The organism is Streptomyces sp. NPDC101152 (assembly GCF_044768275.1).
In the GTDB taxonomy this organism is placed as follows: domain Bacteria; phylum Actinomycetota; class Actinomycetes; order Streptomycetales; family Streptomycetaceae; genus Streptomyces.
In genome coordinates, this window is sequence record NZ_JBIWPO010000008.1 from 154,876 (window position 1) to 179,600 (window position 24,725).

The 24,725-nt window shown below is 70.5% G+C and carries 33 protein-coding genes and 1 pseudogene; 22 read left to right on the forward strand and 12 right to left on the reverse strand.

Annotated elements, in window-relative coordinates; genetic code table 11:
- Positions 1 to 6: 6 nt before the first annotated feature.
- From ACIRVK_RS13490 to rpsB, 5 genes are all read right to left on the reverse strand, one after another.
- Positions 7 to 1,140: a phosphatidate cytidylyltransferase gene (locus ACIRVK_RS13490; protein WP_404246388.1), complete on the reverse strand. Its 1,134-nt coding sequence runs from the start codon at positions 1,138 to 1,140 to the stop codon at positions 7 to 9.
- On the reverse strand, positions 1,140 to 1,697 hold the full coding sequence (gene frr, locus ACIRVK_RS13495) for a ribosome recycling factor (RefSeq protein WP_404246391.1): 558 nt from the start codon (positions 1,695 to 1,697) through the stop codon (positions 1,140 to 1,142). The genes ACIRVK_RS13490 and frr overlap by 1 nt, the downstream gene beginning before the upstream one ends.
- Before the next feature lie 142 nt (positions 1,698 to 1,839).
- On the reverse strand, positions 1,840 to 2,598 hold the full coding sequence (gene pyrH / locus ACIRVK_RS13500) for a UMP kinase (RefSeq protein ID WP_404246393.1): 759 nt from the start codon (positions 2,596 to 2,598) through the stop codon (positions 1,840 to 1,842).
- Between the two features lie 166 nt (positions 2,599 to 2,764).
- A complete protein-coding gene (gene tsf / locus ACIRVK_RS13505) occupies positions 2,765 to 3,601 on the reverse strand; it encodes a translation elongation factor Ts (RefSeq protein WP_404246395.1) in 837 nt (278 codons plus the stop codon).
- Positions 3,602 to 3,751: 150 nt separating this feature from the next.
- Positions 3,752 to 4,669 (reverse strand): 30S ribosomal protein S2, encoded by a 918-nt coding sequence (gene rpsB / locus ACIRVK_RS13510; protein WP_404246397.1) that lies wholly within the window; start codon positions 4,667 to 4,669, stop codon positions 3,752 to 3,754.
- A gap of 273 nt (positions 4,670 to 4,942) precedes the next feature.
- Between rpsB and ACIRVK_RS13515 the strand changes: the two genes are divergently transcribed.
- Positions 4,943 to 5,515 (forward strand): peptidoglycan DD-metalloendopeptidase family protein, encoded by a 573-nt coding sequence (locus ACIRVK_RS13515; RefSeq protein ID WP_404246399.1) that lies wholly within the window; start codon positions 4,943 to 4,945, stop codon positions 5,513 to 5,515.
- 27 nt (positions 5,516 to 5,542) lie between these two features.
- Here ACIRVK_RS13515 and ACIRVK_RS13520 read toward each other — a convergent pair whose 3' ends face one another.
- From ACIRVK_RS13520 to ACIRVK_RS13535, 4 genes and pseudogenes are all read right to left on the reverse strand, one after another.
- Positions 5,543 to 6,100, reverse strand: a complete 558-nt coding sequence (locus ACIRVK_RS13520; RefSeq protein ID WP_404246657.1) for a TetR/AcrR family transcriptional regulator — start codon at positions 6,098 to 6,100, stop codon at positions 5,543 to 5,545.
- A 78-nt stretch (positions 6,101 to 6,178) separates the two neighbouring features.
- On the reverse strand, positions 6,179 to 7,021 hold the full coding sequence (gene whiG, locus ACIRVK_RS13525; RefSeq protein ID WP_404246401.1) for an RNA polymerase sigma factor WhiG: 843 nt from the start codon (positions 7,019 to 7,021) through the stop codon (positions 6,179 to 6,181).
- 238 nt (positions 7,022 to 7,259) lie between these two features.
- On the reverse strand, positions 7,260 to 8,414 hold the full coding sequence (gene dprA / locus ACIRVK_RS13530) for a DNA-processing protein DprA (RefSeq protein WP_404246403.1): 1,155 nt from the start codon (positions 8,412 to 8,414) through the stop codon (positions 7,260 to 7,262).
- Positions 8,411 to 9,793, reverse strand: a pseudogene (locus tag ACIRVK_RS13535) (YifB family Mg chelatase-like AAA ATPase); the annotation flags it as partial. The gene dprA and the pseudogene ACIRVK_RS13535, both read right to left, overlap by 4 nt.
- A 104-nt stretch (positions 9,794 to 9,897) precedes the next feature.
- Here ACIRVK_RS13535 and ACIRVK_RS13540 point away from each other — a divergent pair.
- The 14 genes from ACIRVK_RS13540 to ACIRVK_RS13605 all read left to right on the forward strand — a co-directional run bounded on the left by ACIRVK_RS13540 (position 9,898) and on the right by ACIRVK_RS13605 (position 18,454).
- On the forward strand, positions 9,898 to 10,293 hold the full coding sequence (locus tag ACIRVK_RS13540; RefSeq protein WP_404246406.1) for a hypothetical protein: 396 nt from the start codon (positions 9,898 to 9,900) through the stop codon (positions 10,291 to 10,293).
- 17 nt (positions 10,294 to 10,310) lie between these two features.
- Positions 10,311 to 11,171, forward strand: coding sequence for a DUF6907 domain-containing protein (locus ACIRVK_RS13545; RefSeq protein ID WP_404246408.1), 861 nt, complete (start codon positions 10,311 to 10,313; stop codon positions 11,169 to 11,171).
- On the forward strand, positions 11,164 to 11,826 hold the full coding sequence (locus tag ACIRVK_RS13550) for a hypothetical protein (protein WP_404246410.1): 663 nt from the start codon (positions 11,164 to 11,166) through the stop codon (positions 11,824 to 11,826). Before ACIRVK_RS13545 ends, ACIRVK_RS13550 begins: the two co-directional genes overlap by 8 nt.
- Positions 11,823 to 12,629, forward strand: a complete 807-nt coding sequence (locus ACIRVK_RS13555; protein ID WP_404246412.1) for a DUF6907 domain-containing protein — start codon at positions 11,823 to 11,825, stop codon at positions 12,627 to 12,629. The genes ACIRVK_RS13550 and ACIRVK_RS13555 overlap by 4 nt, the downstream gene beginning before the upstream one ends.
- Entirely contained in the window at positions 12,626 to 12,823 is a 198-nt protein-coding gene (locus ACIRVK_RS13560; RefSeq protein ID WP_404246414.1) for a hypothetical protein, read from the forward strand. The genes ACIRVK_RS13555 and ACIRVK_RS13560 overlap by 4 nt, the downstream gene beginning before the upstream one ends.
- Positions 12,820 to 13,074 (forward strand): hypothetical protein, encoded by a 255-nt coding sequence (locus ACIRVK_RS13565; RefSeq protein WP_404246417.1) that lies wholly within the window; start codon positions 12,820 to 12,822, stop codon positions 13,072 to 13,074. The genes ACIRVK_RS13560 and ACIRVK_RS13565 overlap by 4 nt, the downstream gene beginning before the upstream one ends.
- Positions 13,071 to 14,297, forward strand: a complete 1,227-nt coding sequence (locus tag ACIRVK_RS13570; RefSeq protein WP_404246419.1) for a conjugal transfer protein — start codon at positions 13,071 to 13,073, stop codon at positions 14,295 to 14,297. The genes ACIRVK_RS13565 and ACIRVK_RS13570 overlap by 4 nt, the downstream gene beginning before the upstream one ends.
- On the forward strand, positions 14,294 to 14,464 hold the full coding sequence (locus tag ACIRVK_RS13575; RefSeq protein ID WP_404246421.1) for a hypothetical protein: 171 nt from the start codon (positions 14,294 to 14,296) through the stop codon (positions 14,462 to 14,464). Before ACIRVK_RS13570 ends, ACIRVK_RS13575 begins: the two co-directional genes overlap by 4 nt.
- Positions 14,461 to 14,787, forward strand: a complete 327-nt coding sequence (locus ACIRVK_RS13580; RefSeq protein WP_404246423.1) for a hypothetical protein — start codon at positions 14,461 to 14,463, stop codon at positions 14,785 to 14,787. Before ACIRVK_RS13575 ends, ACIRVK_RS13580 begins: the two co-directional genes overlap by 4 nt.
- Before the next feature lie 96 nt (positions 14,788 to 14,883).
- The gene (locus tag ACIRVK_RS13585) at positions 14,884 to 15,111 is read left to right on the forward strand and encodes a hypothetical protein (protein ID WP_404246425.1); all 228 of its coding nucleotides are present in this window, start codon (positions 14,884 to 14,886) and stop codon (positions 15,109 to 15,111) included.
- Positions 15,104 to 15,283: a hypothetical protein gene (locus ACIRVK_RS13590; protein ID WP_404246427.1), complete on the forward strand. Its 180-nt coding sequence runs from the start codon at positions 15,104 to 15,106 to the stop codon at positions 15,281 to 15,283. The genes ACIRVK_RS13585 and ACIRVK_RS13590 overlap by 8 nt, the downstream gene beginning before the upstream one ends.
- Positions 15,284 to 15,366: 83 nt before the next feature.
- Positions 15,367 to 17,493, forward strand: a complete 2,127-nt coding sequence (locus ACIRVK_RS13595; protein WP_404246429.1) for a cell division protein FtsK — start codon at positions 15,367 to 15,369, stop codon at positions 17,491 to 17,493.
- Positions 17,494 to 17,660: 167 nt separating this feature from the next.
- Positions 17,661 to 18,284 carry a DUF5753 domain-containing protein gene (locus ACIRVK_RS13600; RefSeq protein WP_404246431.1) on the forward strand — a complete coding sequence of 208 codons (624 nt, stop codon included), beginning with the start codon at positions 17,661 to 17,663 and terminating at the stop codon, positions 18,282 to 18,284.
- Entirely contained in the window at positions 18,257 to 18,454 is a 198-nt protein-coding gene (locus ACIRVK_RS13605) for a DUF397 domain-containing protein (RefSeq protein ID WP_404246434.1), read from the forward strand. Before ACIRVK_RS13600 ends, ACIRVK_RS13605 begins: the two co-directional genes overlap by 28 nt.
- Positions 18,455 to 18,517: 63 nt before the next feature.
- On the opposite strand, the gene ACIRVK_RS13610 is transcribed toward ACIRVK_RS13605, so the two are convergent.
- On the reverse strand, positions 18,518 to 19,276 hold the full coding sequence (locus tag ACIRVK_RS13610; protein WP_404246436.1) for a PIN domain-containing protein: 759 nt from the start codon (positions 19,274 to 19,276) through the stop codon (positions 18,518 to 18,520).
- A gap of 285 nt (positions 19,277 to 19,561) precedes the next feature.
- Between ACIRVK_RS13610 and ACIRVK_RS13615 the strand changes: the two genes are divergently transcribed.
- From ACIRVK_RS13615 to ACIRVK_RS13645, 7 genes are all read left to right on the forward strand, one after another.
- Positions 19,562 to 19,798 carry a hypothetical protein gene (locus ACIRVK_RS13615; RefSeq protein WP_404246438.1) on the forward strand — a complete coding sequence of 79 codons (237 nt, stop codon included), beginning with the start codon at positions 19,562 to 19,564 and terminating at the stop codon, positions 19,796 to 19,798.
- 5 nt (positions 19,799 to 19,803) lie between these two features.
- A complete protein-coding gene (locus ACIRVK_RS13620) occupies positions 19,804 to 20,340 on the forward strand; it encodes a DUF6879 family protein (RefSeq protein WP_404246441.1) in 537 nt (178 codons plus the stop codon).
- Positions 20,337 to 21,179, forward strand: coding sequence for a helix-turn-helix domain-containing protein (locus ACIRVK_RS13625; protein ID WP_404246443.1), 843 nt, complete (start codon positions 20,337 to 20,339; stop codon positions 21,177 to 21,179). The genes ACIRVK_RS13620 and ACIRVK_RS13625 overlap by 4 nt, the downstream gene beginning before the upstream one ends.
- 86 nt (positions 21,180 to 21,265) lie before the next feature.
- Entirely contained in the window at positions 21,266 to 21,733 is a 468-nt protein-coding gene (locus ACIRVK_RS13630; RefSeq protein ID WP_404246445.1) for a hypothetical protein, read from the forward strand.
- On the forward strand, positions 21,730 to 22,125 hold the full coding sequence (locus tag ACIRVK_RS13635; RefSeq protein ID WP_404246447.1) for a hypothetical protein: 396 nt from the start codon (positions 21,730 to 21,732) through the stop codon (positions 22,123 to 22,125). Before ACIRVK_RS13630 ends, ACIRVK_RS13635 begins: the two co-directional genes overlap by 4 nt.
- Positions 22,126 to 22,538: 413 nt before the next feature.
- Positions 22,539 to 22,883, forward strand: a complete 345-nt coding sequence (locus tag ACIRVK_RS13640; protein WP_404246449.1) for a PadR family transcriptional regulator — start codon at positions 22,539 to 22,541, stop codon at positions 22,881 to 22,883.
- Positions 22,884 to 22,918: 35 nt separating this feature from the next.
- The gene (locus tag ACIRVK_RS13645) at positions 22,919 to 23,572 is read left to right on the forward strand and encodes a hypothetical protein (RefSeq protein ID WP_404246451.1); all 654 of its coding nucleotides are present in this window, start codon (positions 22,919 to 22,921) and stop codon (positions 23,570 to 23,572) included.
- Between the two features lie 98 nt (positions 23,573 to 23,670).
- On the opposite strand, the gene ACIRVK_RS13650 is transcribed toward ACIRVK_RS13645, so the two are convergent.
- Positions 23,671 to 24,129 carry a hypothetical protein gene (locus tag ACIRVK_RS13650; RefSeq protein ID WP_404246452.1) on the reverse strand — a complete coding sequence of 153 codons (459 nt, stop codon included), beginning with the start codon at positions 24,127 to 24,129 and terminating at the stop codon, positions 23,671 to 23,673.
- A 164-nt stretch (positions 24,130 to 24,293) separates the two neighbouring features.
- A complete protein-coding gene (locus ACIRVK_RS13655) occupies positions 24,294 to 24,635 on the reverse strand; it encodes a hypothetical protein (RefSeq protein WP_404246454.1) in 342 nt (113 codons plus the stop codon).
- Positions 24,636 to 24,725: the final 90 nt, after the last annotated feature.

The window sequence follows — 24,725 nt, forward strand, 5'->3', positions numbered from 1 at the left end:
AACCCGTCAGCCGGTCCCGACGAACAGCACCATCAGCAGCCACACCACCGGAGCGGTCGGCAGCAGCGAGTCCAGCCGGTCCATGATGCCCCCATGGCCCGGCAGCAGGGTGCCCATGTCCTTGATGCCCAGGTCGCGTTTGATCATCGACTCGCCCAGGTCGCCCAGCGTGGCGCTGGCCGCGACCGCGAGGCCCAGGAGCAGGCCCTGCCACCAGACGCCGTCCTCGATCAGGAACTGCATGCACAGCGCGCCCGCCACCATCGCGAAGGTCACCGCGCCCACCAGGCCCTCGCGCGTCTTGCCGGGGCTGATGCGCGGCGCGAGCTTGTGCCGGCCGAAGCGCCAGCCGACCGCGTACGCGCCGGTGTCGCTGACGACCGTCAGGAGCAGGAAGGTCAGGACCCGCCAGGGGCCGTCGTCGGCGGCAAGCATGAGCGCGACGAACGTGGCGAGGAACGGCACGTAGAAGGCGGCGAAGACACCCGCGGTGACGTCCCTGAGGTAGCCCTCGGGCGGTTCCGTCATGCGCCACACGAGGACCGCGAGTGCGGTGAGCGCCATGGCCACCCACGCGCCCTCGGCGCCCCGTACATATCCGGCCACCACCATCGCCGCGCCGCCTATGGCCAGTGGGACCAGGGGCGCCTTGATGCCCTTGCGCTCCTGCAGCCGGCTGGTCAGCTCCCACAGACCGACGACCACGGCGACCGCGACCACGCCGACGAAGGCGGCCTTGACGACGAAGAGCGAGGCGATGATCACCACGCCAAGCCCGACGCCGACCCCTATGGCCGCGCCCAGGTCGCGCCCCGCGCTCTTCTTCTGCGGCGGGGGCGCCGGCTGCGGGGCGTCGGGCATGGGCTCCGGATTCTGCTGCACCGTCCCGTGGGCCGGCGCCTGCGGCGTCTCGTCGCGGAACAAGGGGCCGCTCAGCCGAGCAGCCCCCCGGTCGTCATCCTGGTCGCCGCCGTGTCGGTGTACAGCGGTTCCGTCGGGCACGATGGGCATGGGGCGAGTGTGCTGCGCCTCTGGCGCATCGTACGCGGGACCCGCCGGGGCAGCCCCCTGGACAGGCCCCTGGTCGGACGGCCCCCAGTACCCGGTGTGTGGCGGCGCTCCCCAGGAAGAGTCGTTCATCAGACCTCGAGCAGCTCCGCTTCCTTGTGCTTGAGGAGCTCGTCCACCTGTGCGACGTACTTGTGCGTGGTGTCGTCGAGTTCCTTCTCCGCACGGCGGCCCTCGTCCTCGCCGACCTCGCCGTCCTTGATCAGCTTGTCGATGGCGTCCTTGGCCTTGCGGCGCACGGAGCGGATGGAGACCCGGGAGTCCTCGGCCTTGCCCCGGGCGACCTTGATGTAGTCGCGGCGGCGCTCCTCGGTCAGCTCGGGGAACACCACCCGGATGATGTTGCCGTCGTTGCTCGGGTTGACGCCGAGGTCGGAGTCGCGGATGGCCTGCTCGATGTTGCGCAGGGCGCTCTTGTCGAACGGCGTCACGACCGCCATGCGCGGCTCCGGCACGGAGAACGAAGCCAGCTGGTTGATCGGCGTCGGCGCGCCGTAGTAGTCGGCCACGATCTTGTTGAACATCGCCGGGTGCGCCCGGCCGGTGCGGATCGCGGCGAAGTCCTCCTTGGCGACCACGACGGCCTTCTCCATCTTCTCCTCGGCCTCGAGGAGGGTCTCTTCGATCACCACTTGCTCCTGCGTGTCTTGAGTAAGGCCCGGCTGCGGTTCCTGTGGGGGCGGCGGCCGGCTGCGTCGCGTCTTCTTCCTGCACGGTTCCCGACCTGCGGGACATTGTCCATCCCCCGGTCAGGGTCCGCGGTGTTGCCTGTCAGTCCCGGCTGTCCTGGTCACCCACCAGCGTGCCGATCTTCTCACCCTTGACGGCGCGGGCGATATTGCCCTCGGCCAGGAGCTCGAAGACGAGGATCGGGAGCTTGTTGTCGCGGCACAGCGTGATCGCGGTGGCGTCGGCGACCTTGAGGTCGCGGGTGATGACCTCGCCGTAGCCGAGGGAGTCGAACTTGACGGCGTCGGGGTTGCGCTTGGGGTCGGAGTCGTAGACGCCGTCCACGCCGTTCTTGCCCATCAGCAGCGCCTCGGCGTCGATCTCCAGGGCGCGCTGGGCGGCGGTGGTGTCGGTGGAGAAGTAGGGCATGCCCATACCGGCGCCGAAGATGACCACGCGGCCCTTCTCCAGGTGCCGTACGGCGCGCAGCGGGATGTACGGCTCGGCGACCTGCCCCATGGTGATGGCGGTCTGCACCCGGGACTGGATGCCCTCCTTCTCCAGGAAGTCCTGGAGGGCGAGGCAGTTCATGACGGTGCCGAGCATGCCCATGTAGTCCGAGCGGGCCCGGTCCATGCCGCGCTGCTGCAGTTCCGCGCCGCGGAAGAAGTTGCCGCCGCCGATGACGACCGCGATCTGGGCGCCGTCCCGGACGACGGCCGCGATCTCGCGGGCGATCTTGTGCACCACGTCGGGGTCCACGCCCAGGCCCCCGCCACCGGAGAAGGCCTCACCGGACAGCTTCAGCAGAAACCGGCCGGACACTTTGCCGTCGTCGCTCTTGAGGGGCTTGGTGGTCATGGAGATCCCGCCTCTTTCACCTGTTGCACATACGAAGAAGGCCATTGCCGCTGGGGTGGGGTTCCCGTGCTCGGCAATGGCCTCCTCGTCAGATCTGCTGTCGTCCGTCACCCGCTGACAACTGCGTACGACCCTATCGGGGTCGCGCGCCGATCGCGGTGAGGACTCAGATGCCGACCTTGATGCGCGTGAAGCGCTTCAGGGTGACACCGGCCTCGTCCAGGACCTTCTGGACGGACTTCTTCGCGTCGAGCGCGTACGGCTGGCCGAGCACCGTGGCGTCCTTGAAGAAGCCGTTCAGACGACCCTCGACGATCTTGGCGATCGCGGCCTCGGGCTTGCCCTCGGCGCGGGTGGTCTCCTCGGCGATGCGGCGCTCGGACTCGACGACCTCGGCCGGCACGTCCTCCTGGGAGAGGTACTTCGGCGCGAAGGCGGCGATGTGCTGGGCGATGCCGCGGGCGACCTCGGCGTTGGGCTTGTCCAGCTCGACGAGGACACCGATCTGCGGGGGCAGGTCGGGCATCGTGCGGTGCATGTACGCGGCCACGTAGCCGTCGGCGAACTGCGCGAAGCGGTCCAGGACGATCTTCTCGCCGAGGTTGGCGTTGGCCTCGTCCACGTACGCCTGGACCGTCTTGCCGGCCTCGATCTCGGAGGCGAGCAGCGCCTCGAGGTCGGCCGGGGAGGTCTTGGCGACGTGCTCGGCGATCGCGTTGGCGACGGCCTGGAACTTCTCGCCCTTGGCGACGAAGTCCGTCTCGCACTTCAGCTCGACGAGGACGCCGGAGGAGTTGTCGTCGGCGATGATGGAGACCACGGCGCCGTTCTCGGCGGAGCGGCCCTCGCGCTTGGCGACGCCCTTCTGGCCCTTGATGCGCAGCGCCTCGACGGCCTTCTCGACGTTGCCCTCGGCCTCGTCCAGCGCCTTCTTGCAGTCCATCATGCCGGCGCCGGTGAGCTCACGAAGCTTCTTGACGTCGGCGGCGGTGTAGTTCGCCATGAGTCTGTGAATCTTTCTCGAAGTCTGGAAGATCGAAGATCTACGGGTCCACGGCCCTCATGTAGCGGGGACCGCCGACTCTCCGCTGACCTACGGGTGAACGGCGGGGGCGACCCGGATGTCGCCGCCCCCGCCGTCAACGCTGACTGATCAGGCCTGCTCGGCGTCCGCGGCGGGCGCCTCGGCGGCGGGGGCCTCGGCGGCGGGCGCCTCGGCGGCGGGCGCCTCGGCCTCGGCGGCCGGAGCCTCGGCAGCGGCCTCGGCCGGCTTCTCGGCGGCCTCTTCGGAGTCCGCCTTCTTCTCGCCCTCGAGCAGGTCGCGCTCCCACTCCGCGAGCGGCTCGCCCGCGGCCTTCTCCTTGCCCTCGGTGGCGACACCGCTGCGGGCGATGAGGCCCTCGGCGACGGCGTCGGCGATCACACGGGTGAGCAGGGTGACGGAGCGGATGGCGTCGTCGTTGCCCGGGATCTTGTAGTCGACCTCGTCGGGGTCGCAGTTGGTGTCGAGGATCGCGACGACCGGGATGTTGAGCTTCCGGGCCTCACCGACCGCGATGTGCTCCTTCTTGGTGTCCACGATCCAGACGGCGCTGGGCACCTTCTGCATCTCGCGGATACCGCCGAGGGTCTTCTCCAGCTTGGCCTTCTCGCGCGAGAGCACGAGAAGCTCCTTCTTGGTCAGACCGGACGCGGCGACGTCCTCGAAGTCGATCTGCTCGAGCTCCTTGAGGCGCTGCAGACGCTTGTAGACGGTGGAGAAGTTGGTGAGCATGCCGCCCAGCCAGCGCTGGTTCACGTAGGGCATGCCGACGCGGGTGGCCTGCTCGGCGATGGCCTCCTGCGCCTGCTTCTTCGTGCCGACGAACATGACCGTGCCGCCGTGGGCGACGGTCTCCTTGACGAACTCGTAGGCGCGGTCGATGTACGACAGCGACTGGAGCAGGTCGATGATGTAGATGCCGTTGCGCTCGGTGAAGATGAAGCGCTTCATCTTCGGGTTCCAGCGACGGGTCTGGTGACCGAAGTGGACGCCGCTCTCCAGCAGCTCCCGCATCGTGACGACGGCCATGGCCGTTCTCCTTGGTGTTCTCGGTTGTACCGCGGGTACCGGAGGGCACCCGCGCCTGACGCCCGCGACGCGCCGTGCCGCAGAGGACCGAGAGGCGCTGACACCGGCTGTTTCACGGCCTGGTGTCGGGGCGTGCGAAGTCGACCCGGTGACCCGGATCGCCAGAAGAAGTGTACGGGACCCGCGAGGCACCGGGTGACGCCGCTGTCCACAACCGGGCGGTCGTCCACAGATCCCGGCCATGATCGGCGCGGTCGCGGGAGGGTTTCCCTCATGCGAGCGAACCGATACGTGCGTCTGACGGTGACGGCACTACTGGCTTCGACCTGGGCGGTCCTGACTCCCTGGGCATGGGCGGACCCGTCACCTCCACCGGCGGATCCGGGCCCGCGGGTCCCCGCCGTCGCCCGCGCCTGGCCGGTCGGCACCCACCCCGTGGTCCTGCGGGGCTGGGAACCCCCGGCGACGGTCTACGCCCCCGGGCACCGGGGCGTCGACCTCTCCGCCCCCGCGGGCACACCGGTTCGAGCCGTGGCGGCCGGCCGGGTCTCCTTCGCCGGCCGCGTGGCGGGACGGGGTGTGGTCTCCGTGGAGCTGGCGGGCACGGATCTGCGCACGACGTACGAACCGGTGGGCGCGTCGGTGCAGGAGGGTGACGAGGTGGAGGCGGGAGAGGTCGTCGGAGTGGTGGAGCCGACGGGGTCGCACTGCCCGACCGCCTGCGTGCACTGGGGCCTGCTGAGGGGCGACACCTATCTGGACCCGCTGTCGCTGCTGCCTCCGTGGCTGCTGCACAGGGGGCCGTCGAGACTGCTGCCGGTGCTGGGAGTGCCGTCGCCCGGGTAGCTCGGGGGCCGACCGGGCCGAGGGCTCTCAGCCGCGGGCGCCTCGCAGGACCAGAGCCACAGCCGCGTCGGCGATCACCGTGGGGTCCTCGGCCGCGCCGAGTTCGATCCGCCGCACGGCCGCGTCCACCACGCCCTGGACGAGCAGCGCGCCGAGCCGGGGCTCCGGGTGCCCCAGCTCCCCCAGCGCATCGACGATCATCGCCACGAGCCCGCCGTGCGCGGCCCGGATCTTCTCCCGGGCTCCCGCGTCGAGCTCACTCGCCGAGATGGCCACGACGGCCCGGTGCCGCCGGTCCCCGACCAGTTCCAGTTGCCGCCGCACATAGGCCTCGACCCTGCCCTCGGCAGACCCGGCCCCCTCCATCGCGGCGCCGACCTCGGCCGCCCACACCGGGAAGTCGACCTGGCACAGCTCCTCGACGACGGCCGCCCGGGACCGGAAGTACTCGTACACGGACGAGCGCGCCAGCCCCGTCCGCTCGGCGAGCGCCGGGAACGTCAGCGCCTCCGTTCCGCCCTCGGAGAGCAAGGACCGGGCCGCGTCCAGCAGGGCGGCTCGCTGCATCGACCGGTGCTCGGCCACGGAGGCCGCTCGAATCCTTGGCACGTCAACCACTTTACGGACGTGCCACCCCGGACGGGAGTGACTCGCACATTCGGCTCAGCGCCCGAAACCGGCCAGCTTCGCCCGCAGCTGCAGCACGGACTTGGTGTGGATCTGGCTCACCCGGCTCTCGGTCACCCCGAGCACGTTGCCGATCTCGGCGAGGGTGAGCCCTTCGTAGTAGTACAGGGTGACCACGGTCTTCTCCCGGTCGGGCAGGGTGTTGATCGCCCGCGCGAGGAAGCGGCGCAGCTCCCGGTCCTCGGCCACCTCGACGGGGTTGTCGGCGGCGGTGTCCTCGAGCGTGTCCATGAGGCTCAGCCGGTCCCCGCCCTCCCCGCCGACGTGCAGCAGTTCCTCCAGCGCCACCACGTTGGCCAGCGACAACTGGCTGAACACCGCGTGGAGTTCGTCGACCGCGATACCCATCTCGGCGGCCACCTCCCCCTCCGTCGGCGTCCGCCGCAGCCGCGCCTCCAGGGTCGCGTAGGCCCGTTCCACGTTCCGCGCCTTCTGCCGCACCGACCGCGGGATCCAGTCCAGTGCCCGCAGCTCGTCGATCATCGCGCCCCGGATCCGCGTGATCGCGTAGGTCTCGAACTTGATCTCCCGGTCGATGTCGAACTTCTCGATCGCGTCGATCAGCCCGAACACCCCGGAGGACACGAAGTCGGCCTGCTCCACATTGGACGGCAGGCCGACGCTCACCCGCCCCGCCACGTACTTGACCAGCGGTGAGTAGTGCAGGATCAGCTGCTCCCGCAGCCGCTCGTCCCCCGTGTCCTTGTACGACCGCCACAGTTCGTCGAGCGTCGAGGGAGCCGGCGGCCGCACGCTGCCACCGTCACGGGCGGCTGGGGGGATCGCCGCCCGGTCGGAGCCGGAGGTGTGCTGGGGCATTCGTCGCCTTGTGCCGTTCTGCCGTGAAGTGCGTACTGCGTCGGAATCCCCGTGAGCGTAGCGTGACTGGAGTGTCGCGGTGCGCGAACGACGACGGGGGACTCGTGCGCAGATACGTTCCGCGAGGCGTCCCTCCGTGTCACAACAGTCGCGCTGTGTGATCGACGTCGGACGCCGACTGCGGCTGTTTGCACAGGTGCGGGGCTTCCCCCGGACGGCCGAACACGCTCGGTCAGCATCAGCTCCGGCCGCCGCGTACGGAGATCATCGCCTGGCGTGTCAACTTCCAGCTGTCGCCATGTCGTTCGACGTAACCAAGTGCCCGGAGCTCGTACAGTCTCGCGATCGCGTCGTCCGGCGTGGTCTGCGCGCCGCGCGCGACCGCGGCGACCGACGCGGTACCCCGCCCGGGCAGCGCGGCGAGCACGCGCCGGGCGCCGGGTTCCAGCAGGTCCCGGGGCAGCACGGGCCCGCGCCGCTGCGGGGCCAGCTCGCCCATGTCGCCGACCAGCTCGACGACCTCCGCGGCGTCGGTGACGAGGACGGCGTCGTCGCGCAGCAGTTCGTGCACACCGGCCGACAGGCTGCTGGTGGCGGGCCCCGGCACGCCCATGGTGTGCCGGCCGAGCCGCCGCGCCGCGCGTGCCGTGACGAGGGAGCCGCTGCGGTGGGCGGCCTCGACGACCACGGTGCCCCGGGTGAGGGCGGCGATCACCCGGTTGCGGACGATGAACCTGCTGGCCGTCGGGTGGTCGCCGGGCGGCAGCTCGCCGACCACGACTCCCTGTTCCGCAATCCGGTTGATCAGCTGGGTGTGCCCGCGCGGGTAGGCCTGGTCGACCCCGCAGGCGAGCACGGCCACGGTGGCCCCGCCGGCGCCGAGGGCTCCCCGGTGCGCGGCACCGTCGACCCCGTACGCTCCGCCGGACACGACCACCCATCCCCGTTCGGCGAGCCCGGCCGCGAGGGTGGCCGCCATGTGCGCCCCGTACTCGGTGCAGGCGCGGGCGCCGACCACGGCGACGGACCTGAGCGCCCACATCCGCAGACTGGCCGGTCCCCGCACCCACAGTCCCAGCGGCCGCCCGTCCCCGAGGTCGTCGAGCTGCCCGGGCCACTCCGCGTCCCCGGGCACCACGAACCGCACGCCGGCGTCCCGGGCCACCTCGAGGTCCCGTGCGGCGTCGGCTTCCTGCGCCCGGGTCAGCAGCCCGCCCCACCGCTTGTCCGTCACCCCGACGAGCTGAGGTCCGCCCGCGCGCAGGCACCGGGCCACCTCGACGGCGCCCCGCTCCCGTACCCACCGCCCCGCGACCTCGTCGCCGGGTTCGAGGACGCGACTGAGGAACACCCTGGCGAGTACCTCGCGGCCGGGGGCGTCGGCCGCGCTCACGTCAGCGCTCCGATGGCCATCGGCACGCCACGCGGCACGCCCGTGCGCAGTTGCAGCGCCAGCGCGACGTCGGTCGCGTCGGGGCGGTCGTGGCCGACGAGGTCGGCGACGGTCCAGGCGACGCGCAGGACCCGGTCGAGTCCCCGGGCGGTGAGCACACCTCGCTCCAGGTTGCGTTCGGCCTCGTCCATGGCGCCGCTCATGGCGTGCCAACTGCTGCGCAGCTCCCGGCCGGGGACCTCGCTGTTGGTCCGCCACGGGGTGCCGGCGAGCCGCGCGGCGGCGCGTTCCCTGGCCGCCCGCACCCGGTCGGCGACCGTCGCCGTGGACTCGCCCCGCGCCCCGCGGCCGGTCAGCTCGCCGCGCGTGACGCGGTCGACCTCGACCCTCAGGTCGACCCGGTCGAGCAGTGGTCCGGACAGCCGTGCCTGGTAGCGGCGGACGGCCGAGGGCGGGCACTCGCAGAAGTCGTCGGCCTGGGAGAAGCGTCCACAAGGGCAGGGGTTGGCGGCGAGCACCATCAGGAACCTCGCCGGGAACCGGACCACCCCCGCGCTGCGCGCGATCACCACGTGCCCGGCCTCCAGCGGCTGCCGCAGGGCGTCGAGGGCGTGGCTGCTGAACTCGGGTGTCTCGTCCAGGAAGAGGACACCGCGATGCGCCAGCGACACGGCTCCCGGCCTGGCGATGCCCGGCCCGCCGCCCACCAGGGCCTGCATGGTCGCCGAATGGTGCGGGGCGCAGTACGGGGCGACGTCGATCAGGGGTTTGCCCGGAGGCAGCAGGCCGGCCACCGAATGGACGGCGGTGACCTCCAGCGATTCCGTCCGGTCGAGCGGGGGCAGGATGGCCGGCAGCCGTTCCGCGAGCATCGTCTTGCCCGCTCCCGGCGGCCCCTCCAGGAAGAGGTGATGACCGCCCGCCGCGCAGACCTCCACCGCCGTCCTGGCCGAGATCTGGCCCACCACGTCGGCCAGGTCGTGGCCCTGGTCGTGCTGGGCCGCGCCCATGCTGTGCATGCCCGTGGCCGCGCCCGTACCGGGCATCCGCAGGCCGGCGAGGAGCGGATCGGGACGGCCCGGTTCATCGGGTTCCTCGTCGGGGACGGGCTCGTCCGCCAGCACGGCGATCAGCTGGCGCAGACTGCGCACCCCCAGGACGGACACATCGGGCACCAGCGAGGCCTCGGCCGCCGCGCACTCGGGGACGACCACCTGTTCGTAGCCCGCGTCCGCCGCGGCCAGCACCGCCGGCAGGATGCCCCGCACCGGACGTACCCGGCCGTCCAGGCCCAGCTCGCCGATCATCACGATGTCCGCCAGCACCCGCGGGTCGATGCGCTCGGAGGCGCCCAGCACGGCGCAGGCCACGGCCAGGGCAACAGTTGAGCTGAGACGCTTCTTAAGCACAAACGGCCCACGGCGGTGTTACCAGCACCAGCCGGGGCCTGACGGAACACCTTGACTCAACCAAGGAGCCCGCTATGGCACATGCTGCCATTCGTCGTGAGCGCCGCGCTACGCGGCGTGTCCTCTCTGCTGAGCTTCGCCGCCGTTCGGCTGCGACTCGTCTCGCTGCCTCGTGCCGCCGCCGCCCCCGCTCCCTCGCCACCGTCGCCATCGCGGCCGGCGTCACCAAGGACGTCGTCCCCGGCATCGCGAACGGCCTCCGCTCCGTGGCGAAGCGCTGCAACCTCACCCCCGCCGCCACGGCCCGCACCAAGCGGACCGTCACCCGCGGCCACGGCCGCCGCAGCCACCCGGTGAGCCGCTGGACCCTCGGCCAGATCTGCACGCTGACCGCCGCCTACCGGCCTCGTAAGGCCGAGTACGTCGCCGCGGTCGCGCTGATCGCCGCCTTCGCCAACACCGCAGCCTGAACCGGGGGATCACCACCATGAGCAGCAACGAGACCATCACGCCCGCGCCCGCCGCCAGCCTCCAGCTCGACCGCGTCATCGCTGAACTGCCCGCCGCGCTCGACGAGGCCATGCGTGAGACCTGGGCCGGCTACACGCCCGAGCTGGCCCGCCAGTTCGCCGACCACATGGCCGCCCGCCTCCGCGCGGGAACCCACGCGACCAGCGTCCCGGCCGAGGAATCGCGCACCATCACCTACCCGCTGAAGACGGGCGGGACCCTCACCCACACCTGCCCCGACTTCTGCACCTACGACCACACCGACGACGTCACCCAGGGCATCAACCGCACCGACCTGATGCACCAGGGCGACAAGGCCGGCCTCGACTACGGCATCGAGGGCATCGAGCAGTCCATCCTGCAGGCGCGGATCGTCTCGTGGCCGTTCGACCGGGACGGCGACACGGCGCCCTACGTCGAGCTGATCCCCGAGGGCCGTACCGGTGTCGGCCGGATCTGTGACAGTCCACTCGTCCTCGACGAGGAGATCCGCAAGGTCCGCGGGCATCTGCGGGCGCTGAAGGAAATGGCCGACCGGCTCGCCGAGGCGCAGGCCGACGACCACGCCCGTATCCACCAGAGTGACGAGGCCCCGTGGGCGTCCCTGACCCGCACCGACCTGATGTCGATGCCGATTGCGTACCTGGTCCGCACGTTCGGGGTGACGGTCGTCGAGACCGAGGACGTCGGCCGTGAGGCCGTGGCCGCCCTGTACGGGGAGCCGGGCGAGATGTTGCTGCAGGTGCACCCGGCGCTGCCGCAGCAGCTGCGGGAGGACGAGACCCGTAAGGCGCTGCTGGCCTGGCATGGCGCTCAGTCGGGGGTCGGCCGTGGCTGAGTCCAGCATCCGGCAGGCGCCCACCTCCCCGGTGGGCGCCCTGCCCGGGCCCGTCGCGAACCTGCTGGCCGCGATCCACGCCGCGCTCGACGTGCCGTTGGCGGACCGGCCGGCCGACGACCGGCAGCGCGCCGACCTCCTCACCCGCCGCGCGGCCGACACCAAGGTCCTTCTCGAACTCTGCTTGGTCCACGGCGACCTCACCCGCACGGCGATGCGGCTGCGTGAGTGGACTGCTCAGAACCCCGTGCTGTACCCGACGTGGCAGGCCCGCGCCGAGCAGGCCGCGGCCGAGGAACAGGCACTCCTCGACGAGGGCGAGAAGGGTACCGCGATTTGCCGCACCCCTGGCGGTGACCAGCGCTGCCCGGCCGCGCACCCCAACGACCCCACCCCGTGCGGGGGTCCGGTCGTCGTGACCGTCCTCGACCGTACGAACGCGGGCGCGGACGGGTGCGAGCACCACGCGGCGCGCCTCCTCGCCTCGTTGGAGGGTGGCCGCGTGTACGGCCTGCCCGACGCTCCCGAGGGCAGCGCGATTCATGTCTTCAGGGCCGCGGACGGCATCCGCCCCTTCCCGTGGGTGCCCGGCCCGCGTACCCGTGACGAGCAGCTCTCCCGCGCCGAGAACCGTCGCGGGGGTGAGGACCGGTGAGCGACGAGCAGGACAGGGCGCGCACGTTCGTCGAGCGCCACTTCCCGCAGGCCGCCGCGTTCCTCGCCGCCGAGCGCGGCGAGGGCCCGGCCCCGGTCTATGGGCCGACGGAGCCGCAGAACGACCACGATGACCAGCCCGAGCCGTGGGTGACGGTCCGCGTCGGCTACCGGGTGTCCCGCTTCGAGTTGCTGGCCGCGCTGGCGGCCGGATACGCCACGGCGAACGAGATGCAGGACCCGGACACGATGACGGTCGCCGAGATCCGTTACGACGTTGAGGCGTTCTTCGCCGACACGTCCGCCCGCGACTTGGACGCCATGGTCGAGGAAGTGGCGTCGAAGGTCGAGCGCGGCGAGGACCATGCGCAGTTCGAGGCCCTGCGTCGCGCTATGGACCGGGCCTATCCCGTGTCGGGTCCGCCGCCGGCCGCGGTGCAACGCCCGGTGTACGACGACGGCACGGTCACCCTCGACACCCTCGACCACGGCCGGATCACCATCGACGAGCCGATCTGGTGCACGGGCCATGACGGCGAGCAGATCGTGCACCGCGCGGATGTGACGCACGTCGGTGTGACGGTGACCGGCGAGTACGCGGGCGTCGAGTTCCTGCCGGCCCGCATCTCGTGGGCCCCGTTCGCCGAGCTGCGGCCGGAGCCATTGCCGCTGGCGGATGTCGACGAGTTCCCCAGCATGACGCCCGACGAACTGCGTGAGCTGGGCGCCGAACTCGGCCTGCACGTCGGCCGCCTCTACTCCAAGGCGAACGAGCTCGACCGCATCCGGAGGGCCGAGGCGTGAAGCGCTATGTGACCGTGCCGCGCCCGACGGAGCGGGCTGCCCTGCGGGCCTGCGAGCGCGCCGCGCGCCGCCTGCCGCCCGTCCCGGCCTTGATGGCGGCGCTGCTCGACGCGAACGACCGGCGTGACCGTGAAGGTGTCTGCCTGGCTGCGCACCGCGTCGTGCGCTCAGCGACGTCGGGGGTGGGCGAGTGAGCATCCGAGACCGCATCCGGGATGCCGCGTACAACGCGGCCACCACCAGCGACGACAGCCCGGCCGGCGCCCGCCGCGCCACCCAGGCCGCATCGGTCCTCGCCCAGGCCGCAGCCCACCACGGGCACACCACGACCGCCGCCGCGATCGCCAGTCTCGGCGCCGCCGCCGTGGCCGCCGAGGGCGCCCTCACCAACTACGTCCACCCGCCCGGCGATTACGCCACATTCCGTGAGGACAGGAAGAAGTGACCAGCACCAGAAAACTGACGTGGGGCCAGGCCGTTGTGCTCGGCGCGGCGGCCGTCGCGATGGTCGCCGTGGGAGCCGTCGGCAGCGTCGGCACCTACTCCAACGCCGTCTCCGCGTTCCACCGGCAAGCCACGGCGGCCGGCGTGGTCGCCGCGGGCGAGGGATTGACGCTGATCCTCGCCCTGGTCCTCCTCGGCCGCACCATGCTCGGCCAGGCCGCCCCCGCCGTCGTACGGGGCGGCCTGTGGCTCGCCCCGGTGTCCGCGTCCAGCATCGGCGTGGCGATCGCCAACAGTCCCCGCGAGGCCGCCGTGTACGCCGTCACCCCGCTGGCGATGTCCGGGGCCGCCGAAGGGCTCGGGTTCATCGCCCGGTCCGTGGTCGTGTACCGCACCGGCGTTGACGCCGAGGTGATGCGCAGGAACGCGGACGCTGCCCGCCAGTTGGCGTTCAACCGGGCCGTCGCCGACGGGCACCCCGACGAGCGCAAGCAGAAGGCGGCCGTGCGCCGGTACTGGAGGCTCGCGAAGTACGTGGGCGTCGGCGACACGGAACTCGGCGCCGGCCTCGTCGACGTCCAGCGCCACCGGGTCCGCGAAGGCGCCGACGCTGCCCTGGCCGGCATGTACGGCGGCACGGCCGCGCCACAGACTTCCCCGAAGGAAGTGAGTGGGGATCGGGCTTCTGCGACGGAGAAGTTGCGGGCGCACCTCACGGGCATGGACCCGGCCGACGCCATCCGGTTCGCGGCCGATGCCCGCCCGGACGCGGACGCCGTCGAACTCGCCGTCATCCTCGACACCTACGGCATCACCGTCGACCCCGTCGCGGTCGCCCTGGTCCTCGCCGCGCAGCCCGTATCCACCACGGTGGAACGCGCCGACGACGACCAAGAGGCGGACGCCCCGAACGCCCCGGAACTGGTCATGCCGCCCGTCGCGGAACTGACGGCCGCCCCGTTCCGCTGGGAGGACGTCAACGACCCCGACGCGGCCAACAAGATGACCACCGCGCTACCGGCCGAGCAGCCCCGGCAGGTGGTCACCGCGACCGTGACGATCACCCCGTCTGAGCTGCGCCGACGCGCCCGCCGACTGAACCGCAAGGCGGTCAGGTCGACGAACCGGCCGGTGACCATCAAAACCCTCCAAGACGCACTCGGCCTGTCCCGCCGCGAAGCCACCGACCTGCGGCACGAAATCCTCGAAGGAGACCGGTCATGAAGTGGCTCATCCTCGGCGCCCTCCTCGGGCTGCTGATCCTCTTCCCGCCGCTCCTCACCGCCGTCGCGGCCGCTGTCGCCTGGCTCCTGGCGAAACCGCTCCTGGTCGGCCTCGGCCTGGGCCTGGTCGCCCGCCCGCACCTGACCCATCGGAGGTGGGCGCGATGACCGAGCCCACCCCGCTCGACAAGGCCGAGGCCGCGGTGCGAGAAGCCTCCACCGACACAGCCGCCGTGCAGCTGGCGTTCGCCGCGATGGAGCTCGCCAAGCTGGCGCAGCAGCAGCCGACCCCGGCGCCGCAGTGCCAGCACGACCAGCACAAGACCCGTCGCAGCGCGGGCGAGTGGATCGGTATCGCCTGCGCCGTGTGCGTCGGCGGCGTCGGGATCGCGTTCGCGTCGCTAGCGCTGGCCATCCTCGGTGGGGTCGCCGCGATCGTCGTCCTGGTCCTGCGGGACATGTGGCGCGACATGCAGCGAAAAGGCCGCTGACCTGCCCTTCCGTCCTCCGCCAGGTGTCCGGAATCCAGACACCTGCGGGGGCGCGGTGGGGCCGGACAAGCCGGCCGCCAACCCGAGAGGACATTTATGGACCGCGCCAAGCACCTTGCTCTGGCAGACGCCGCCGTAACCCGCGCCGAACGGCTCGCCGGGGACGCCGAACGGTACGTCACCAGCCACGACCCCAACCGCTACACCCAGGTGGAGAGGTACGCCCAGGCCGGCGCCCTGTGGGCGGACGTCGCGCGTACGCATGCCGCGATCGCCGCCGCCATGCCCGAGACGGACACGGAGACGGAGTCGGCCGATGCCTGACAAGAAGCTCGAATGGCGTGACCTGACCTGGGGTGAGAAGGCGGCGATCGTCCGGGCGGAGGCCCGCGGTGTACGCCGTGCCGCCGCCGGAATCACGAAGCAGCCCGACGTAGACCGTGCCGTCGAGGCCGTCTACGCCAGGGCCCGAAAGCGCCTCGGCAAGAGCAAGTAGCCAGCCCGGGGGCGGCCTCCATCCGCCAAGACGCCGGCCGCCCCCGGGCCTCCAACCCTCACGAGAGAGAAGGAAGTACGAGCATGACCGATACGGCCCCTGTGCGGGTCAACGGGCACGCCGAACCGAAGGTCTCCCTGCTCAAGTTCCAGCCCGGACAGGCCCCGGCGCCCGCCGCCGTGGTCGAGGAGACGGACACTCCCCGGCCGCGCCGCCGAGTACGCGTCGACGCACTGCGCCGGGTGCTCGTCGACACCCGCCAAAACGGCACCTACCGCGTCCTCGTACGCCACGGCGCCTACCTGGCCGGCGGTACCCGCGTCCTCGCCCGCCGCGCCTGGGAGGCACGCACCACGGCGATGCACCACCGCATGATGCGGATCGCCGAGGCCGCCGGCAACGAAGAGCTGGTCACCAAGTGGGAGCAGCGGGCGTACGCCTACCGGTTCGCCCGTCACAAGCGGCGCATGGATCTGCTGCAGATGGCCATCAACCTGCCCAAAGCCGTGTTCACGACGGCCGTGGCCGGTACAGGTGTGCTGCTGATGCTGGGCATCCTGCTCGCCTGGAACACCCACGACGTGCACGATGTGCTGGCCCCGTTGAACGCGGTCGTCGAGTTCGTCGGCTGGGTCGCGTTCCTGGCGTCGGTGATCTGGGGGCCGCTGCTGTACTCCATGCCGCTGCTCGCCCTCATGGCCGTGTGGGCGGTCGGCCGTAACCAGCGCACCGCGCCCACCTGGGCGCTGCCCGTCGACGGTGACGAGCGGGACGTCGTCCCGGACGAGAACGCCATCATGCGGGCCCTGGGCAAGCTTGGCATCGCCCCGCTGAACGCGGCCCTCAAGGAGGGCTGGAAGCCGCGTTGGGTGCAGCCGTCGACCCGGTCCGGGAACGGCTGGCACGCGCAGCTGCAACTCCCGGAGGGCGTGCCCGTCGAGATGATCGCCGACAAGAAGTCGACGCTGGCGCACAACCTGATGCGCAAGCCGATCGAAGTCTGGCCGACCGAGCCGCGCGACCAGGCCGGCGTTCTCGACCTGTGGGTTGCCGACCCGGGTGTCCTCACCAAGCCGGTACCGCCCTGGCCGCTCCTCACCGAGGGGACGACGGACTTCTTCCGCGGGGTACCCGTCGCGCTCAACGCCCGCGGCGAGCAGATCATCGGCCGACTGATGGCCTCGAACTACCTGATCGCCGGAATCATGGGATCCGGTAAATCATCGCTGGTCGTTGCCCTGCTGCTCGGTGCGATGCTCGACCCGCTGGTCGAGATCGACGTGCACGTCCTCGCGTACAACTCCGACTACGACCCGATGCGCCCCCGCCTGCGGTCCCTGGTCAAAGGCGACGACGACGAGCACGTAGTCGCCGCCATGGACACGCTGCGCGCCCTGGCCGGCGAGGTGTCCCGCCGCGGCCAGGAGCTAGAGCGCATCGGCACGGACACCAAGGTCACCCGCGAGATGGCGGAACGCGACCCGTCCATGCGGCCCCGGATCGTCGTGTTCGACGAGGTCCACGAGCTGTTTTCCCACAAGGAGTACGGCAAGGAAGCCAAGGAACTGGCGTTGAAGGTCACGAAGAAGGCCAGGAAGACGGCCATCATGCTGCTGTGGATCACCCCGGACGCGGATGCGGCGAGCCTGCCGCGCGGGATCTCCAAGACCGTGTCCCACCGGGTCGCGTTCGCCATCAACGACCACCAGGGCAACGACGCCATCCTCGGCACCGGCATGCACAAAAACGGCTACTCGGCGACCACCCTCGTCGCAGGTGAAGACGTCGGCACAGCCATGGCCGCAGGCTTCGGAAAGACCCCTGGGCTGATCCGCTCCTACTACGTGCGGAAAGAGGCCGGCATCGACGAGGTGACGCCGGTCGTCGAGCGGGCCATGGCGCTTCGCGAGGGAACCAGCCCAATGGACACCCCCACGTTCGCCCCCGTCGACCACCTCGCGGACATCGCTGCCGTGCTCGGACACGAGCCGAAGATGCTCACCTTGGACGTGCTGCACGGTCTCAAGGACCGCAACCCCATCGAGTACGGCTCATGGTCGCCCCGTGACCTGAAGGCCGTCCTCGACGACGCCGGCCACGGCGAGTACAAGACCAACGGCGGCAAGATGCACGTCAGCCTCGACCGGATCATGGAGGCCATTTCAGCCCGCGGCGACGACCTCGACGACGAGGGAGGCACCGAAGACTGAGGGAGTTCTCCCTACCCGCCTCCCTACCCTGCCTCCCTGTACATGACCTGCGGAAATGGCCAGTCAGGGAGGCAAGGGAGGCAGCCCCGGAGATACGGCGCACCCCCCGGAAACGGGGTGCCGTCCTCCCCTTCGCCGCCTCCCTCCCCCCACCCTGGAAGGACATCGTGACCGCCCTTTTCGACTCGCCGGCACAGTCGCTCGGCGAGCACATCGCACGGCTTGCCGCCATCGAGGCCGCCGCCGACACCGTGTGTACGTGGGAGCCGCTGCTGATCCCCGGGCTGCTGCAGACCTTCGGCTACGCCGCGGCGGCGATCCAAGCGACCACGCCCGCCCTCCCCCTCGAGGTGGTCGGTGAGCGCGCGGACGCCCGCTGCCGTCGCTTCGACCAGCTCGGCCGACCCGGCGCCCGCAAGCTCACCGCCGTCGTCGAGGAGAGCGCCTTGCACCGCCCCGTGGGCGGCTACGCGACGCTCGTCGACCAACTGGACCACCTACTGGCTCTCGACGCCCTCCAGCCGGTCTTGGAGATCCGCGTCCTGCCGCAAGGCAGCGACTTGCACCCCGGCCTGGCCGGAGCGTTCAGCCTGTACCGGTCGGGCGCGCAACGCGCCGTGTTCGTCGAGTCCCTGACGGGCTCGGCGATCAGCACCCGCCCGGAGGACATCGCCGCATACCGTGCTGCCTGGGATCGGCTCACCGGACTGGCGCTGCCTGCACGGGAGTCGATGGATCTCATCGAGAGCGTGAAGGAGGCCTTGTGCCGCAGGTGGAAGACGAGCCGTTGACCTGGCGGACGTCGAGCTACACGGGCAGCGTCAACTGTCTGGAATGGGCACGCCCCGCGGCGGGCGGCGCCCTCGTACGGGACACGAAGGACAGGCCCCGCGCCCGTGTGCCCGTCTCGGCGCCCGCCTGGCGGGCGTTCGCGGACTGGGCGAAGACCGCCACCGTCTGAACACCACAAGGCCCCCTGGACGGTCCTGGCGACCGCGCAGGGGGCCTTTCGTCGTGTCTAGGGTCAGCTGTTCACCGGTTCCGGACCGGTCCCTGCGTCGTTTCGGAGCTTGTTCACCTTCAGACCGGCGGCGCGGCCCCTAGTCGACTGCCCCGTGTCGTAGGTCACGAGGGTCACTGGCGTTCCTGCCAGGGCCTGCGCGACGACTGCACGATCGATGATCTCGTCATCGCTGTTTGGTAGCCGCGTGTGCCCGGGAGGGTCGAAGAGGATTTCGAGAGTTACCTCGCCGCGCGGTGGATTGTCCGAGCCAGGACGCATCGCCACTGGACGTAGCCGTCCGGGAGAGAAGTCCTGAAGCAACCGATCGATGACCGCGAGGGTGTACCCCGCTCTCCAACGTGCGTTTGGCTTCTTTGTCTCCTTCAGGGCGTCCAACTCGTCGATGACGGCCATCGGCACGAGGACGTGAACGGGCTCAGGACCGCCTCCCAAGAGAGCGGCAAAGTCGGTCTCTTCGAACTTGGCAGGGTGCTGGATGAACAAGGAACTGTCTGGGACGAGGAGTCGAAGCGACGGGCGCCAGCGCTGCGTCAGGTCCGCCAACTGCTGTATCGCCGCGCCGAACGCCTGGACGCGCTCGTCAAGCTCCAGTGAGACAAGGTTGTTGACGAGCTTTTCGTGCTCGGGGCTGTTCAGCCTGCCCACGCCATCGAGGAGCGCAGCCTGCCGACGCGTCAGTACGAGCCGGTCGATGTCTGTGGCCCTGATCTGGCCGCGAAGCATGCGAACCGCATCGCTGGTCCAGTCGAGATACTCCATCAGCCGGGAATAGGCGCCGCGGGAGCCAGACGTATGCAGGTTGGAGACGTCATTGTGGACCGTTCGAAGGACGTCAAGGACGTTGCTGCGGTTCGCGCCAGGAAGTGGTGTGACAAGCATTCGCCGATGATGGCACCGCAAGCGACCGCCAAGCGCGCGCATTGCGCTGCCGTTGCAGACAGGCGAGTGATCACCCACCATCAAGCGCAATCTCCCGCAATCCACCAGCGCGCCAGCGGCAACCCCACCATGCTGGACGTTCAACCAGCGCAGATGGAGGGCGACATGACGCTCAGGTTCATCGGCACCACATCCGAGAACGGCAACTGCCCCACCCTCTACGAGGTCGTAGAGACCGGGGACATCGTCGTCCAGGGCGACCGGCTCACCGACCCCGAACACCTCCAGCAGCTGCGCGACGTCGGCGAACACGAGACGTTCGTCGTCATCCCGCGCGAGCTGCTGACCCGCTTCGCACCCCGGGATGGCGAGCCCGCCGACGAGCCGCAGACCAAGGAGTAGACCGCGTGCCGGACCTGATCCCGTTCGACGAGATCACCCACCTGTTCACCGACTTCGAACACACCGCCTGGCGGCTGGAGACCCGGGGCGGCTACGCCACCGACCGGGTCAGCCCCAACTGGGCACGCTTCCAGAACGGCGAGACGTTCAACTACGACCCGGGCAGCCCCTGGCATGCCGACGTCCGCAAGCAGACGGAGGCCGGGAAGCGGATCGGGCGGGTGCGCATCGTCGACGACCCGCCGACCGAGGGGCAGCGTTTCCTGCTCGCCACCGGGCTCGGCAACGTCGCCGCGGGCGAGGACATCCGCAACCTGTGGCGCGCGGACGCCGTAAGCCTCGGTCTGCCCGACTTCGACTTCTGGCTGTTCGACTCCCGCGTCCTCGTGAAGTTCGTCATCGACGAGAACGATGTGACGGTCGGGGTGTACGTCCTCGAGGACGCCGAGAGCGTCGTCCGCGCCTGCCAGGCTCGGGACGCTGCTGTGCACTTCGCCGTCCCTACCAGGCAGTTCCAGGCGCAGGTACCGTCTGCCAGGTGAGCACCGATTACCAGTCTGGCCGTGAGGCCCTCGGTGTGCGGCTGCGTGAGCTGCGCGCCGAGGCCGGCCTGCAGGGCAAGGACCTTGCCGAGCGGCTCGGCTGGCAGCGCTCCAAGGTGTCCCGGCTGGAGAACGGAAAGCAGACCGCATCGGCCACCGACCTCGAGGCCTGGGCGCAAGCCGTCAACGCGCCCGGCGAGGTCCCCGACCTTCACAGCCGGTTGCGGGGGCTGGAGTCGCAGCAGCGTTCCTGGCGCCGACAGCTCGCCACCGGCCACCGGGCGGTGCAGGACCGGTACGTCGCCGAGTACCGGCGCACCGCGACCGTCCGCGGCTACGAGGCCACCGTCGTCCCGGGCCTGTTCCAGACGCCCGACTACGCCCGGCATCTGCTCGCGCAGAACGCCGAGTTGATGCAGTCGCCCCGCGACACCGAAGAGGCCGTGAACGCCCGAATGCGCCGCCAAGAGGTGCTGTACCAGGGCGGGAAGAAGTTCCGTGTCCTGCTGTGGGAGGGCGCCCTGCATGCCCTTGTCTGCCCCAACGAGGTGATGGCCGGCCAGCTTGACCGGCTCGTCGGGCTGATCGGCCTGAGTCAGGTGGAGCTCGGGATCGTCCCGTTCGGTGCCCGGCTGAAGCTCACCCCGAAGCACGGGTTCTGGATCTTCGACGAGGAGCGGGTTGTCGTCGAGACGATCAACACGGAGTTCACGCTGGAGTCCGAGGAGGACATCGCCCTGTACGGGCGGGTGTGGGAACGTCTCAACGAATCGGCGGTTTCCGGGGAGCAGGCGCGGCGGCTGATCGGCCGTGCGCGGGCCTCTCTCGACCTGAATTGAGCAATCGGGCCCAACCCTCCAAGTAACGGCGCAATCGCGCGCAATCGGCGCGCACGCCCGGAATCAGCCGTCCTACGGTCCCGGGCATGGCTCATCCGAAGATGCGGTTCGCCGCCGTGTACGAGGCCGGGGACGCGTGGCTCGCCGACTGCTCCGCGCACCCGGACCTCGTCCGCCTGGTCTGGGGCATCGAGGACCTCGCCCCGATACCCACCGGCAAGGCATGGCTCGCCGTCGAAGGCCGCCTCGTCGACACGATGTACGCCCTCGACCGCATCCGGTCCGAGCACCGCGGCCCTGTCCTCGCCGATCCGACGTGCGACAAAGCATGGTGGCTCGTCCCCGTGACCGCCGCCGCAGACCTGGCGGACGTACGACACCTGACCGTGCGTCCGACGGAGTGGGTGCTGCACTGCCCGCCGACGGGCTGGAGCCTCGAGGGCCGCTTCTGGCTGAACCGCCCTGACGGTTCCGGCCGGCTCACTGATCCTGCTGTGCTCGCCGCCGCGTTCGGCCCTGGCGGGTACCGACCTTCTGCGGAGGCAACATCATGACGACGACCACAACACCGGCCGACGAGGTGGACGTGCCGGCGCTCGGCGAGCTGCTCGTGCAGTCCGCCCAGCCCGGCCGCGACCGGACCGCAGCCCAGGCGCTCGCCGAGGATGAAACCCTCCTCGCCCACCGCGGCGTGCGCACGGCCCTCGTCGTGAAGGACGGCGGCCGGATGACGGCCCGGTGGGAGGGCCTCATGGGACGCCTGTACACGCTCGGCCTGGACGAGCAGCAGCGCGCGTTCCTCGGCCTGGTGCTGTCCATGGTGGGCATCGGCGCCACGCCGTTGACGGCGGTCGAGTCGCTCGACGAACGCCGTCTGATGATCATGCAACGGGCCCTCTGTCGTCTCGCGGGCAACGACCGGATCGCTTTCGGCACCCGCCAGTAGACCCCCCGGGGCTGGCGCCCGGTGACGCCGGCCTCGGGGACGTGGGCGGCTGTGCGTAGGTGCGTCCGCCGGCCGCCCCCACGAACGCCCGCCCGCTCCCGCATCCCATGCGCCAGGGGGCGGGCGGGCCCAAGACGCTCGTCGCGGCCGGACCGTTGGGAAGCGCGCCGCCGCGCCGAGCAACCACGTGCCGGGCCCTGACCGGGCGCCCCCTCACGGGCCCTGCACCCTCACCGTGGCGGCGTACGCTGCCCTCACCCTCGCGCGGCCCCTTCCAGCCGCCTCTGACGACCCGCTGCCCCCTCGCCCCGGGTGGCGGGCCGTCGACGTTTCTCCTCAGCCCACTACGGCAGCCCTGCGAGCCTTAATCGACGTACCTCGTTCTTAGGGATACATCGCGGTACGCTTGCTCCATGACCAGTCAACCGAAGCGCGTCCGCATGACGCTTCCGACGATCACGGTCTTGGATGTGCTCGCCAACGCTGCGGGGGAAGACATCCACGGGCTGGAGATCGGCAGCCGAGCCCACCTTGGCACCGGCACCGTCTACCCCATGTTGTCCCGGCTCGAAAAGGCCGGCATGGTCTCAGCCCGCTGGGAAGACGACCAGACCTGGCAGGAAGCTTCCGACAAGGAATGGCGGCCCCGCCGCCGCTACTACGAGATCACCGGCGCGGGCAAGGCAGCGCTGGCACAAGCCCGTCAGTCCAAAGCGCAGTACAGGCCTGGAATCGTTCAGCCCGGGAGCGCCTCATGAGTCGACGAACCCGCCATCGCCGTGCAGTCGAGATCATGAGGGAGCGAGAAGCTGCAGCCGCAGCGGTCGGCAACACAGAGAAGATCACACCTCATCCCTTGCATCTGCTGCTGACCGTCGGGACCACCGGCTTTATGGCCTTGTTCTGGGTCCTTTTGTACGACCTACTCAGTGGCACGCCAGACAAGTCCCTGGGCGGCAATCCGATCGTGAACGTCGTCGCCACCGGTGTTGTCAGTCTCTTCTCACCCATCCTGTGGTGGTACCTCCTCGATGAGGTACTCCCACCAGAATCTGCATGGAAGCACCCCATTCGCGCCGTAGCGAAGGGACTTGCATACGTCGCAAGCCCGGATGATGCGGCCTGGCGTGAGGAGTGGCCAGCGCTACTCACCCGGCGTCCTGAGGAGTCTCGGCGCCCGGTACGCACTGCGTTCACGATCACTGGATGGGCGTGGGCAGCCGTGCGCTCCCGCATGGGGTGGTTGCTCGACGTCTGTCTGGAGTCCGACACCGTCTGCGCGTTGGCGAATTTCGGCGCTACTGGTGCGGCCACGTGGGCCGCATGGGAGGCCGCTGGATTCGCCGAAGCAGTCGTGACCGCCATCCTTACCTTCACGGGCTGTGTGGCATCGATCGACGCCCTATGCAGGTGGCGCGGTATCGAACTCCCCCGGAAGAGAAAGTAGGACCTGCGGGCGGTCGTGTTGGAGCCGGGCCCCATCGGGAGGCCCGGCAGTCCCGAACACCCCTGGGCGGGACGGCGGCAGCGTAACCGCTGCCAGTCTCAGCAGGCCGGGCCGACGACCACTTGCACCTTCTTGAGCCGCTTCGCGGGCGTGGCGTCGGCGTTGTACCCCGGATTGTCGGACGCCCACGCCGCTTCTGTGCAGTACCCGGGCCCGGTCGGCGAAGTGTGCGTGAGGTTCTTGAACGTGGGCTCGCAGTGCGCCTGGTCGTAGTTCCCCACCACCTGCGCACTGTCGGGGATGCCGGGCACCTTCATCCAGATGACGACGTCCCGCGTGGGCGGGCACGGATCCGTGGTCGCGGACGGCTTCGGCTTGGCCGTGTGCGACGGGGACGCCTTGACCTGCTGGGGCGTGCTGCTCGCGGGCGTGGTCGAGGGGTGGCTGCTCTTGAGCTTGCCCCCCGGGTCGTGGGCGGTGAGCGTCGGTGTGGGCGTGCCGCTGCTGCAGGCGGCGGTCAGCAGGATGGCGGCGATGGGCAGGACGGTACGGCGCACGGAGTCCCCCTGATGGTGCGTAGGTGCGTGTGGACACAGTGTCACCGCCTTTCCGGCACGGGACCGCGTGTTGCCGGACCGTGACGAGCCGCGCGACCGCAAATGGATTGGGCCGGGTCGCAGTCGCCTCCGAACCAAGGCCGTTGAGGCCGCGCCGGCCGCTGCTACGCCGAGATCACGGCGAGGGCCGCACCGAAGTTCGCGCCCGTGCCGCTCACCGTCCACCGCAGCCGCCCGTTGTCCGTCAGGTTCGACGCCACCGTGGGGGGTGTGACCGTAGCGGTCTGCGTACCGGTGCCGGTCTGCGCGGTCAGCGCGGCGACCTGAATCCACGCCCCCGACACGTCCATCACGTCGAGGAACACCTGAAGGCTCGGCGACGTGCCCGCGACCGAGGTGACGATGGACGACACGAACACCGTGCCGGGCGACTGCACCCCGAACGTTGCGCTGGTGCCGCCCGCGGTGAGGCCGGCCCAGACGCCTGCGGCTATCTGCTGCTGCATGAGACTCTCCTCGATCCCGTTCCGAAGGTGATGGCCGGATCGGCGGGACCGGCGGCGGGAGCACCCACGCCGCCGACCCCGCGACCGCCC